12 protein-coding genes are annotated in these 12,592 nt (G+C 44.9%); 10 read left to right on the plus strand and 2 right to left on the minus strand.

Annotation, left to right across the window (positions count from 1 at the left end; all coding sequences use genetic code 11):
- Positions 1 to 183 precede the first annotated feature (183 nt).
- Both HHK01_RS03555 and HHK01_RS03560 read right to left on the minus strand, forming a co-directional pair.
- Positions 184 to 672, minus strand: a complete 489-nt coding sequence (locus tag HHK01_RS03555; RefSeq protein WP_170006457.1) for a CotY/CotZ family spore coat protein — start codon at positions 670 to 672, stop codon at positions 184 to 186.
- Positions 673 to 811: 139 nt separating this feature from the next.
- Entirely contained in the window at positions 812 to 1,879 is a 1,068-nt protein-coding gene (locus tag HHK01_RS03560) for a glycosyltransferase family 4 protein (protein ID WP_170006458.1), read from the minus strand.
- 152 nt (positions 1,880 to 2,031) lie between these two features.
- Here HHK01_RS03560 and HHK01_RS03565 point away from each other — a divergent pair, with 152 nt between their 5' ends.
- From HHK01_RS03565 to HHK01_RS03610, 10 genes are all read left to right on the plus strand, one after another.
- Positions 2,032 to 3,780 carry a glycosyltransferase gene (locus tag HHK01_RS03565; RefSeq protein WP_170006459.1) on the plus strand — a complete coding sequence of 583 codons (1,749 nt, stop codon included), beginning with the start codon at positions 2,032 to 2,034 and terminating at the stop codon, positions 3,778 to 3,780.
- 194 nt (positions 3,781 to 3,974) lie between these two features.
- Positions 3,975 to 4,202, plus strand: a complete 228-nt coding sequence (locus HHK01_RS03570) for a hypothetical protein (RefSeq protein WP_170006460.1) — start codon at positions 3,975 to 3,977, stop codon at positions 4,200 to 4,202.
- Between the two features lie 77 nt (positions 4,203 to 4,279).
- Entirely contained in the window at positions 4,280 to 5,203 is a 924-nt protein-coding gene (locus HHK01_RS03575; RefSeq protein WP_170006461.1) for a glycosyltransferase, read from the plus strand.
- 111 nt (positions 5,204 to 5,314) lie between these two features.
- Positions 5,315 to 6,409: a non-hydrolyzing UDP-N-acetylglucosamine 2-epimerase gene (gene wecB, locus HHK01_RS03580; protein WP_170006462.1), complete on the plus strand. Its 1,095-nt coding sequence runs from the start codon at positions 5,315 to 5,317 to the stop codon at positions 6,407 to 6,409.
- Positions 6,402 to 7,388, plus strand: coding sequence for a polysaccharide biosynthesis protein (locus tag HHK01_RS03585; protein ID WP_170006463.1), 987 nt, complete (start codon positions 6,402 to 6,404; stop codon positions 7,386 to 7,388). The genes wecB and HHK01_RS03585 overlap by 8 nt, the downstream gene beginning before the upstream one ends.
- Complete coding sequence (locus HHK01_RS03590) at positions 7,385 to 8,215, plus strand: dTDP-4-dehydrorhamnose reductase family protein (RefSeq protein WP_170006464.1); 831 nt, start codon at positions 7,385 to 7,387, stop codon at positions 8,213 to 8,215. Before HHK01_RS03585 ends, HHK01_RS03590 begins: the two co-directional genes overlap by 4 nt.
- Positions 8,205 to 9,125: an SDR family NAD(P)-dependent oxidoreductase gene (locus tag HHK01_RS03595; protein ID WP_170006465.1), complete on the plus strand. Its 921-nt coding sequence runs from the start codon at positions 8,205 to 8,207 to the stop codon at positions 9,123 to 9,125. The genes HHK01_RS03590 and HHK01_RS03595 overlap by 11 nt, the downstream gene beginning before the upstream one ends.
- Positions 9,091 to 9,846: a glycosyltransferase gene (locus tag HHK01_RS03600; RefSeq protein WP_228027645.1), complete on the plus strand. Its 756-nt coding sequence runs from the start codon at positions 9,091 to 9,093 to the stop codon at positions 9,844 to 9,846. The genes HHK01_RS03595 and HHK01_RS03600 overlap by 35 nt, the downstream gene beginning before the upstream one ends.
- A 192-nt stretch (positions 9,847 to 10,038) precedes the next feature.
- Positions 10,039 to 11,232, plus strand: a complete 1,194-nt coding sequence (locus HHK01_RS03605) for a M20 metallopeptidase family protein (RefSeq protein ID WP_170006467.1) — start codon at positions 10,039 to 10,041, stop codon at positions 11,230 to 11,232.
- Complete coding sequence (locus HHK01_RS03610) at positions 11,229 to 12,548, plus strand: amidohydrolase (protein WP_170006468.1); 1,320 nt, start codon at positions 11,229 to 11,231, stop codon at positions 12,546 to 12,548. Before HHK01_RS03605 ends, HHK01_RS03610 begins: the two co-directional genes overlap by 4 nt.
- Positions 12,549 to 12,592 lie beyond the last annotated feature (44 nt).

The raw sequence follows: 12,592 nt of genomic DNA on the forward strand, positions 1-12,592 counted from the left end.
GAGGAGGCTCACCGCCCGCCCCGCGGAAAGCGTCCGCCTGGAGCGGAAATCAACATAGCATTACGTCGCATCATGAGATTACTGTATAGTAAAAACAACAAAGGATACGAAAAAGAGCCTTAATAAAAAAGAAAAGACTGCCGGGGTGTTGGCAGTCTGGAAACAAACTGTAGCAGGTGTAAACTACACATTATCTGGCTGTAAGCATGTAACTCCACAGAAGCAACTCAAGTCAACCGTGATGCAAAGACCACTTGAAACAAGGTTTCCTTCTTGCTCAGCGCTGGCGAGAACTAATGCAGGGTTATCGAATTGATTTTGAGCTGGATCCAAATCAATTGGGCTAAGCAATTCAAGTGTCGCACAACATGTTTCAACATCCACTTCATTCACACGGAAAACACCAGATACAACAAAGTTTCTAGTTCCGTTTAGTGGTTGTGCAGCGAGACCGATAAAAGGAGCACAAGTGCTTTTGCAAGTGAGTGTCACAGGAATTGTGTTATTCCCAGTTGAGAATGGACTTACCTCACCTAGCAATTCCTGGATGGATCGATTACAGCTTGTTGTACAATTCCCATTATTATTGTCGACTGAGTCTTGTGCGTCCGCAATGGCTGCTAGTGTATCGCACACACAGCTACTTGTGTAATAATCTTTACCACAACTCATTGATTTTCCTCCTTAACAAAAAAATCTGTTATCAGTTACAGACTATGTGAGGACGATGCTACTGGAATCAGTAAAACGCCCAATTTTGGTTATTTTCCTCAATTATACGAGCCTATTTCAGGACAACTTTTCTTCCACTCTACAGCAGGTCGTGAACCATGTTTTGAAAATGTTGAGCATATTTTTCTGGAGAGAAGACATTTCGTATGAACTGCTCTCCAGTTTTTCGTATGCGTTCACGGAAAAGAGTATCGTCGAGTATATGTGTAGCTTCTTCAACTGCTTTTCTAACATCTCCGAGCGGATACATTTTTCCCGTTCGATTATGAGTGACAAATGCTTGCACCCCATCCGAATTAGTGACAAGGACAGGACAACTGCAGCTCATCGCCTCTAAAACTGCATAGCCAAATCCCTCAACTTTTGATGTAGAGCAAAGAAAGCCTCCAGAGTCAGCAATTTGAGAATAATAGCGCGGCATTTCGTGGTGAGAGACGTTTGAGAAGAACGTACATGAGTCGCGGAGGCGATATATATCAAGTAATGCTTCAAATTGCCTTCTTTCTGCCTCCTGACTAAGTGAAGGGTCCTCAAACATCCATATTCGAATGTTTTGTTTACTGCGCTTTAGTAACCTTACGATCGCTAAAAACTCTGTCCAATTTTTATTTCCTTCGATTCGCCCTACCCATCCAATTATCGGTGTCTTGTGGAACATACGTGTATCTTTATAGGAAAATGTGGTCGTGTCGAGACAGTTATGAAAGGCAAAAATCGGTGTGTGTTCATATAACTCCGTAACAATTCTTTCAAGATGAGGCGTTTTCGGAATGAGAATGCCACTCGCGTGTTTTTCCAATATGGGTTTAGCAACTGTAAGCCAGTGCTTTGCTGTCTCGAAATTCCCAAGCCCTTGACACTCGTAAAGAAGTGGACCTGTGTACCCCAACTCACGAATAGTGCGTGTCCATAAAAAGTCCGAGCAAACGATAACGAGATCATAACGACCTTCTTCTAAAATGTGGCTTACTTGCTCACGATCCTTTGTTATAAATACCTTTTCATTTTGCAGGTTTTGACGCCCATTACCATCTTGAAAGTATAAATAATGAAATGTTATTCCGTGTGGCTTCAATGCTAGTGCCCGCTGCCGAGCCAACGTTTCTACTCCCCCGCTAGGCACGTAATAGACAAACAATATGTTCAATGCAATCTCCCTCTCCCTTTGAAACACTCTCTTGAAAATTATATGCACATGTCCTTGAATGTGATTGTATCGTCTCAACATTTCCTTGTGATTTACATATGGTGGGAGAGGACGAGTTTTATTAAAGGAATGTGAAGAGAAGGAGAGTAACGATGAAAAATCCTAAAGTTTCAATTATCATCCCTTTCTATAATTGTGACTATATAGATCAAGCGATTCACAGTGCGCTTGAGCAAACGTATCCGACGACGGAAGTCATTGTAGTCGATGACGGTTCAACAAAGAACGTAGAAAAACTGCAAAGCTTTCGTGGGCAAATACGTATTCTCCAGAAAGCAAACGGGGGAACGGGGTCGGCTTTGAATGAAGGATTTCGCAACGCTACAGGCGAGTATATCGCTTGGGTGAGTTCAGATGATATTCTTGCCCCTACGAAGGTAGCGAGACAAGTGCAATGGATGAAAGAACAACGTGCGGATATATCGTATACGAACTACACGCTTATGAACTCTGTAGGAAACGTAACGCATGCTGAAGCAGGCATCGGCTACGACACCATGGCAGGTTTACTACAACACTTTCAAGTAGGTTGCCCGATTAACGGAAGTACAGTGATGATGCGACGAGAAGTATACGAAACCATCGGGGAGTTTCGAGAGGATCATTTGTACACGCAAGACTTTGACTATTGGTTACGAGTAGTCCAACGCTATCATTTCGCTTACCTTCCAGAGGTGCTCACCTATTATCGTGTACATGAGCAAATGGGTTCACAGCAAAAGAAGGCGGAACAAGAGGGGGAAATACAGACGCTATTACAGGTATACGCGGACCCTTTACTGCAGCTCATCGAACGGGTTACGAGAAGACGTTCCTTCACGTTTCCGGTATTGACCCTTTGTCAAGGAGGGGCGCAGCGCATGCTCGTAGAAATTACGAACGGACTCGTAGAAAAAGGGCATCAAGTGTATTTGCTCATGCCATCAGGGGGTGTAGTAGAATTTGATGACGTAAAAGGGACTATATTGCGAACTTCTAAAACAGTGTTAAGGGCAGAGGATTTTCCGACTACCGATATCATTGTGTCAAATTTTTATTTAACTGTACCTGTAGCAACAGAAGCGAGTCGTGCTGGAAAGGGTAAGCATATCCGATTCAGTTTGTGCTATGAACCGATGTTTTTGCAAGGCCAGCACCAAAGTTTTCCAACGTATCACGCAACGCCATATGTCATCGTTCTATCAAAGTTCCAGCAGCAACTTGTGAGTATAAACCATGGAATTCATTCGCATATTGTACCAGTTGGCGTCAGTGATCGTTTTTTTGATCAAGGGGTTCGCTTTCATACGGGGGATAAACTCCACGTATCTACTATTTTACGATACCAACAGGACCAGTATGCTTGGCATAGGGAGCAAGAATATGTGCTAGAAACGTTTGATCACTTATCAAAAACGCATCCAAACGTCCAATTTTCGATTATTTGTCCCCCTCAAGAACTCGCAAATTCTAGAGAACTACAAGCGATTCGTCAACAGTACCATTTTACGTTCTATACACCAGTAGACGACAAGGAACTAGCGTATTATTACAGCCAATCAGACATCTTTGTCGCTACAAGCATTCATGAGTCAGCAGCATTGCCTGGACTAGAAGCGATGAAATGCGGAGCGACCCTAGTCGCATTGCACTCAGGAGGGAATTTAGAATATTGTCGAGATGAAGAAAATTGTTTGCTATCGTACCGATATGAGAATCGTCTATACACGGATATTGAAAGGTTGCTCCAAAACGCTGAACTTCGCAATAAGTTAGCACATCAAGGGAAAGAGGAAGCAACACAGTGGACTTGGAAGCGAAGTATAGACAAATTTGAAGAGGCTATTTGGCGCATGATCTAGTAGTAACGGGTGGTTTCCATAGGATGGAGGTCACCCTTATTTACTAGTAGGTAGGGAATTATGGGAGTGAGTAGTTATTTATGACTAATATTTACACGAATGAGACACTTGTCCAAACATAGGGAGCGGGATAAGCATATGAAAGTAGAGAACTGCACCAACTGGTGAATTAAACAAAAAGAGGAGTGGAAAAATTGATCAACACAAATTCGTTGCGCGACCAATTCATCGAGTTTTTAGAAACGGGAGCCGTCATCACCGAACTTTACGTCTTGGACACTCAAGTTACTGGAGAACCGGACTTAACAGGATTAACGGTTGTGGAAGTACAAGCAAACTTTGTTGTGTTCCAACAAGTTGCTTCCCCTGGAGTTGGTCTTATCTATGTAGTGCTAGATAAGATTGTCGCTTTCGCAGTATAACAAGATCCACACGTTTAACGGACCTCCTTACTTTTTAAGTAGGGAGGTCCGTTCTGACTATAAAGGAGGAGTGTGCAGTGAAGGATTTACACCTTCTGTTCTTCACAAAGGACTTTCAACACAGAATGGAAAAAAGCAGCGAATATTTACGTGAAGAGTTATCGAAACGAGTGCATTTAACAACATGGCAAGAAGACGGGCAGATAGAGGAGATTTTATCAACATTACAACGTCCTCCTGATGCCATTTTGCTCAATGACTTTAAACCAGATTATTCGCCACGTATCTATGGTCTGGAAAGTATCCATGTACCTAAGGCAGCGATCGTTCATGACCTCGACTATCGGGTGAGAGCGAGAACAAAATTTTATAAAGAAGCGAATATTGACGGGTTGTTTGCTCACTATGAGATGGCTTTTCGCCAATCATTTCCGACCTTGATCTCTAAATTTCAATCATTCCCCCACCACGTACCCATCGAACGTTTCTGTGATTGGAAACTCCCGCGGGCAACCCATTGGTTACTATCAGGAGCCAATTTCCCACATCTCTACCCAGACCGTTATGCGTTCTCACAAAAGCTACAGGGGAAGCCCGGGTTTGTACAATTGCCTCATCCTGGATACGGACACATCCAGCACCCCCGTGAAAGTATGCGAATTGGTGAGGAGTACATCCGGGCTTTAAATGAGACGAAAATGCATGTGACGTGCGACTCTAAAAAGCATTACCCGTTATTGAAGTATTTTGAGACGCTTGCGTGCAATACACTATTACTCGCTACACCATCCGATGAACTGACTTCGTTAGGGTTTATGGATGGCGAAACATTTGTGGCTGTCGATCAGGATAACGTCGTCACAAAGTGTGAGGAGTATTTATTAAATGAAGAAAACCGTCTACAGATCGCCCAAAGAGGATACGAGTATGTTCGCGAGTATCATTCCACTTCCAGGCGCGTGACGCAACTTATGGAGTGGTTTCTCTCTCAACTAAACTAGCACAAAAGAACGACTTCCTGCAGATGCATAGTTTTTAGGCAAAGGCACGTGTCAAAAAAGGCTTGGCCACATAGAGTATAGGGGTAAGTGGAAAAAATGGGAGGTAATTACATGAAGGTCATGACCATTTTAGGGACAAGACCTGAGATGATTCGGCTCAGTCTGATTATCCAGAAGCTTGATCAATTCGCATCAAAGCACATTCTCGTGCATACAGGACAAAATCATACAGCTAGTTTAACAGATATTTTCTTTGAGCAACTCGGCATTCGAAAGCCTGACGTGCACTTACAATTGCCACACCACAGTATTGGGGCGCAGCTTGGCACGATGTTTGCACAACTGGAAGCCGTACTTCAAAAAGAGCGCCCCGATCGAGTGCTCGTGTTAGGAGATACGAATAGTGCACTTAGCACCATTCTAGTGGAACGATTAGGCGTGCCTGTCTATCACATGGAGGCGGGAAATCGGTGCTATGACTTACGCGTTCCCGAAGAAAAGAATCGCAAAATAATTGACGTCGTGTCTACGTGGAATTTGCCGTATACGAAAAAGAGTCGAGAAAACCTGTTAGCAGAAGGCTTTCCGAAACGAAGAATTTTTCTCTGTGGCAACCCTATTTATGAGGTACTACACCATCACGAGAAATCGATTGATAAGAGCGACGTGCTGACGAGGCTCAATTTGAGCAGACAAGCGTATTTTGTCGCTACTTTGCATCGTGCTGAGAATGTAGACGATCAAAAGAGACTCCGAAGCATACTAGAGGGCTTTAAACAGCTTGGGAAAAAGTATGGCATGCCTGTCATATGTAGTTTGCATCCGAGAACGAGATCAAAATTGCAAGGCGATGAATGGAACGACGCGTGGAGTTCCCACATTCAATTTCATGAGCCGTTCGGGTTGTTTGACTTTGTTCACCTGCAAAAGCATGCCTTCTGTGTACTGACAGATAGCGGAACGGTACAGGAGGAAAGCTGCTTATTTCGAGTTCCAGCCGTTACGGTACGAGAGTCGTCGGAACGCCCGGAAACGGTGGAATGCGGGAGTAACGTCGTGTGTGGTACGGAGACGGACGCTATTGTTCAAGCAGTTCAAGTGATGGTGCAGCAACCAAGAACTTGGACGATCCCTGAAGGCTATGAAGATCCGCACGTATCGGATAAGGTCGTAAAATTTATTTTAGGAGGTAAGGAACGTGTTTGATAACCAGACCATTTTAATTACAGGGGCGACGGGGTCTTGGGGACATGAGCTTGTGAAACAGTTATTAGAGAAGAATCCAAAAGAGGTGCGAATTTTTTCGAGGAATGAGTCGAGCCAAGTGGACATGCAGCGTCAATTTTTTCATCCGAAGCTTCGGTTCATTATTGGTGATATAAAAGATAAGGATAGTTTATACCAGGCGACGGAACTGGTAGATTACGTATTTCATCTTGCTGCATTAAAGCATGTCCCTGTTTGTGAAGATAACCCGATGGAAGCCTTGAAAACAAACGTTTTGGGAACACAAAATGTTGTCGAGGCAGCGATTGCCCATTCAGTGAAAAAGGTTGTCTATATTTCAACAGACAAGGCAGCGAATCCGTCGAACTTTTACGGGTTAACAAAAGCGATGGGTGAGCGCCTCATTCAGCATGCCAATACGCTTCCGACGAAGACACGATTTGTCTGTGTACGTGGTGGAAATGTATTGGGTACTAACGGCAGTGTCATTCACGTGTTTAAACACCAGATGCAGACGAAAGGTGAAATTGGCATTACTCACAAGGACATGACCCGTTTCTTTTTGACATTGGAAGATGCGATCAAACTATTGTTTAAGGCGACTTATGAAAGCTACGGTGGAGAGACATTTGTGATGAAAATGCCGACGTGTCGCATTTTAGATTTAGCTTATGTGCTCATGGATGATGTTGGTTTACAAGATGTGAAGATTCGCGAGTTAGGGATTCGTCCGGGAGAAAAAATGCACGAATTATTATTTTCAGAGTATGAAAGTCAAAACACCGTTAGCTATGATGAAAACTATTACGTGATCTTGCCCTATATTGACATTCCGGGGCTTCGTGACGCTTATAAAGAATACAAGCCTGTGCAACTGAAAAACTATATTTCTAGTGAGGGGCTGATGACAAAAGAAGAACTTAGCGAGCTTCTCAAAAAAGGAGGATTCCTCTCATGAAGATACTCGTATTCGGAGGGGGCGGCATGCTCGGTCATATGGTCGTTTCGTATTTGCGAACGAAAGGATACGATGTTTCCTACACCGTTCGAGGTGACGACAATGGAAAAGGCGGAATTCCTTTTGAAGCCACGAATTTTGCAGCTATAAAGCCACTGATACAGGCAACGAACCCAGATGTAGTCATCAATGCAATCGGACTTTTAAATCATCATGCAAAACAGCATGTAGCGAAGAGCATTTTAGTCAATGCGTACTTTCCACACAAACTGTCAGAGGTGTTAATGGAGACTGGTGGACGCCTTATTCATATTAGTACAGATTGTGTATTTTCGGGGGAGAAGGGGGCGTATACAACAGACGACCCACACGATGCCGTTACAGTGTACGGAAAGACAAAATCGTTAGGAGAAATCACGAATTCGCCTCACCTTACAATCCGCACTTCGATTATTGGTCCTGACCAAAAAGAAAACGGTATCGGGTTGTTGAAATGGTTCCTTTCCCAAAATGGAGAGATTCGGGGGTACAAGAACGCCATGTGGAACGGCGTGACGACACTCCAACTCGCAAAGGCAATCGAAGTAGCTATTCGTGAAGAGACAAAGGGGTTGCTACAATTTACTGCCCCTTCTTCGATCTCAAAGTATGATTTGCTATGTCATATGAAGCGAGTATTTCAGCATGATGTGACGATTATTCCGGAGGAGCGTCCAATTATTGATCGCACGTTAAAAGTTGAGCGAACAGATTTCCCTTACGAAGCCCCTACGTACGACATCATGTTGGAAGAGCTCCGTGATTGGATGAACGGTCATGACGACTAGTCGGAAAGTGTTGATTACAGGGGCAACAGGGTTTACAGGACAGCACGCTTGTCGCTATTTTGCAGAAAAAGGATGGCAGGTGGCTGCTTGTAGTAGAGATCAGCACAAAATCATTCCTTTTTCGCAGCAAAATATTGAGATGGACTTAATCGATCCATCATCTGTAGAGCTCGCTGTAGAGAAGGCCCAACCGACACACGTTCTACACCTTGCAGCTCAAAATTCCGTTGATGTATCGTGGACGAATCCAGCAGAGACAATGAAGACGAATTTACTCGGAACGATGAACTTATTAGAGGCAATACGGAAAAGAAGCGACAGTATTCGTACGGTGATCGTAGGCTCAGCACTTGAAGTAGATTTGATGAAAGGAGAACCGGTCCATCCTTATGGCGTATCTAAGACGTTTCAAACGGCCTTAGCTCGTTGTTGGGGGTCCCTCTTCCAAATGCCCATCATTCTCGCAAGACCGAGCAATTTAATCGGCCCCGGTCCGTCAACGGGAGTGTGTAGTAAGTTTGCCCAGCAAATAGTAGACATGGAGCAATGGCTAGAGGAGCCTGTTCTTTCTGTAAAAGGGTTGCAGCAACAACGCGATTTTTTAGACGTACGAGATGCGGTGAGTGCCTACGAAATACTCCTTAAAAATGGAGAGATTGACCGTGTATACGATATAGGATCTGGGGTGCTACGTTCACTCCAGCACGTGATAGAGTATTTACAGCATGCGTCCACCGTACAATTTGAAGTGGAGGAAGAGGATATTCAAACACAGTCTTCACTTTCATACACGGACAGGTCTATTCGTGATGTGCTTGACTTAGACTGGAAACCGACCTACACGTTTGCAAGCTCGATTCACGATATCTTGCAGTATGAACGAACCAGTAGGGGAGAAGGAAATGGGTGAGCTAGTTTCTGTTATCATCCCTTTTTACAATTGTTCTTACGTTCACCAAGCAATTGAAAGCGCACTGGCACAGACGTATAGCCCGGTTGAGGTCATTGTCGTAAATGATGGCTCCATAAAAGAGGTGGAGCGCGTAACGCCTTATCTTCCGTACATCCACTATATAGAAAAAGAGAACGGGGGAACAGCCAGTGCACTAAACGCAGGAATTCGTGCGGCGAGCGGTTCATATTTTTGTTGGTTAAGCTCTGATGACGTTTTTTTGCCCGGTAAAGTTGACACGCAATTGACGGAGATGAAGAGGATTGGCGCCAACTTTTCCTTCACGGCCTTTGATACGATGGACGCCACTGGCCAAACAATTGATGCAAACGTCGAACTCGTTGAAAGAACCGTGCTTGATTTGTATCGTAGAATGTCAAAAGGGTGCCCTATTAACGGCTGTACTGTCCTGTGTGAAATGGATTTATTTTATCGAATGGGTGTGTTCGACGAATCTTTTCGGTTCACCCAAGACTATGAGCTATGGTTGCGATTTTTACCTAGTATACGCGTTCACTATGTTCGACAACCGCTGACTCGGTATCGTGTGCATACAGAAATGGGGACCAAACAATTCCCAACCGCGATTAGGAAGGAGATTCGACAAGTTAGGGAGAGGTATAGTGAACAAATGGGGGAACTCATCAGAGAAGAACGCCTCAAAAACAGTCAGTTATAAACGTAATTTTCAGTATGGTAACGAGATTCTTATCGGATCTCGTCTTTTTATGGACAAATTGAATAAACAAAGAAGAGGGACAATTCAGGTTACTTATTGTAAAATAGAAGGTAGTTTGGGAATATTTCCGGAAAGTACCCGAAAATAGCGATAGGTACGCCCATCAACTACGAGGAAAGGGAGGAAGACAATATGTTTCCAGAAGAACTCGGAGAAAAAGTCATTGCCTTACGAAGGGCATTTCACGAAGAACCAGAACTTAGTGGTGAAGAAGTAAAGACTTCCAGAAGAATTCAAGCGCAACTTACTGAGTGGGGAATCCCGTTTGAAACTGGTTTTGCAAAGACGGGTGTTCTCGGGATTGTCAAAGGGGCACATCCAGGTCCTACGGTTGCGCTCCGAGCAGATATTGATGCTTTGCCCATCACAGAAGAGGTGGATGTCCCATTTCGTTCAAAAGTACATGGAGTCATGCATGCGTGTGGTCATGATGGACATACAGCGATGCTTCTAGGCTGCGGAAAGTGGCTTTTTGATATGCGTGAGGAGTTAGCGGGCACCGTATTGCTTATTTTTCAACCAGCAGAGGAATTTTCACCAAACGGTGGTGCACGTCCAATGATGGAGGATGGATTGTTTCGTGATTATAAGCCGGATTGTATTCTCGGTCAACATGTGTGGCCCCAGTTACCAGTGGGGACAATTGGGGTACGGCCGGGTCCGATGATGGGAGCGTCTGATCGGTTCCACGTGTGGATTGAAGGAGAGCAAGGGCACGCGAGCATGCCGCATCAAACGACGGATGCAGTCATCATCCTAACAGCAGTCGTCTCGCAATTGCAAACGATTGTGAGTCGAAATGTCGATCCACTTGCTTCAGGAGTACTGACCGTAGGCAAGGTAACTGCTGGGGATCGATACAACGTCGTCGCAGGGAAAGCGTACTTCGAAGGAACGATTCGCACCTTTGACGAAGACGTAAAAAACCTTATGAAAAAGCGATTCTTTTCTATCGTGGAAAATACGGTAGCATCACATGGAGGGCGTTGCAAAATTGAGTACATCGATGGGTACGGACCGACAGTCAATGATGCCAAGTGGGCTCACGTTGTGCAGGACGAGGCTACAAAGGTTCTGGGAGAAGACGGTACGCCAGCAGTTGCTCCAAGTTTAGGAGGGGAAGATTTTTCCCGGTTTTTAGAAAAGTATCCAGGCGCATTTTACTGGCTCGGGACGGCGATTCCAGGGCGTGACACGCAAAGACCGCTGCATGATTCGAAGTTTGAACTGGATGAGCGCGCCTTGCCGATTGGGGCTCATTTGCTTGGGAAGTTAGCGTTGCGCACGTTAACAGAATTGAGAAGCAAGGAGGGGGATGAATCGTGACCGTAGAAATAAACGCTTTTTTTGAGAAGTATCAAGGGAAATGGACATCGTGGCGGAGACAGTTCCACCGCTCGCCTGAGGTGGGGTTTTGTGAGTATGAAACGTCGTATCGAATTGCCGTGTATCTAGAATCGTTAGGATTTGAAGTGTTTTTAGGTGAAGACGTGATGGATCGTACAGAGCGATTAGGGGTGCCTTCCACTGCTGCTTTGCTGGCTGCTGAAGAACGTGCGCATGAAGCAGGGGTTCCACAAAACGTGTTAGAGAAAATGGCTGGAGGGATGACAGGCGTTGTAGCAAGACTTAAAACAAATCGCCCCGGAAGTACATATGCGTATCGATTCGATATTGATGCCTTGCCGATTCAGGAAACGGACGACGTTTTGCATACACCGAACAAAGAACGGTTTCGCTCAGAACTATCAGGAGCAATGCATGCGTGTGGACACGATGGACACGCGACAATTGGGTTAGCAGTGGCCCTTTTTTTAGCTGAACATCAGGAGGGATTGGCTGGAGAGTATCGGCTTATTTTTCAACCTGCAGAGGAAGGCGCGCGCGGAGCAAAGGCCGTCGTGGCAAAAGGTTGGTGTGACAACGTAGATTACTTCATGTCCGGTCATATTGGCATTCATGACTTGCAAGTAGGTGACATCGTAGCGTGTACGACGAACTTTTTAGCCACAACCAAAATAGATGTTACGTACAGTGGAGTATCTGCCCACGCAGGCTTGGCACCGAATGAAGGTCGGAATGCGTTGTTGGCAGCAGCCCACGCAGTGTCAGCTCTTCACGGGTTGCCACCTCACCAAGAAGGTGCGACCCGGCTCAATGTGGGGACGTTGCAGGCAGGTAGTGGCAGAAACATCATTGCGGACGCTGCCTTTTTACAAATGGAAACGAGAGGTGTGTCACAAAAAACCAATACGTATATGAGAGAACGAGCCATTCAAACGATTAAAGGGATGGCGGATGCACACGGTGTCGATGTAGAACTGTCGATCGTAGGCGAAGGAAGAGAAGGCTCATGCGACAGCTGTTTTATCGAATGGGTGTCACAAGCTGTCCAATCGTCTCCGTTTCGACAAAATGTAATCGATTCAATGGAAATTGGGGCTAGTGAAGACGTGACGTATATGATCGAACGAGTGCAGGCACATGGAGGGAAAGCGACCTACTTACTGTTTGGTACACCGCTCGCAAAAGGACACCACCACCCTGCCTTTGATTGGGATGAAGGCGTCATTCCGGTAGCTGTCGATACGATTATTCGCACAACTTTGCACTTGAATCAATTTCATGAATCACTATCTTAAAGAAACAAATAGCAGCAGAATATTAGTTGCTTTAAATTTTTGAT

The organism is Bacillus fonticola (assembly GCF_012955605.1).
Taxonomy (GTDB): Bacteria; Bacillota; Bacilli; order Bacillales; family JC228; genus Bacillus_CG; species Bacillus_CG fonticola.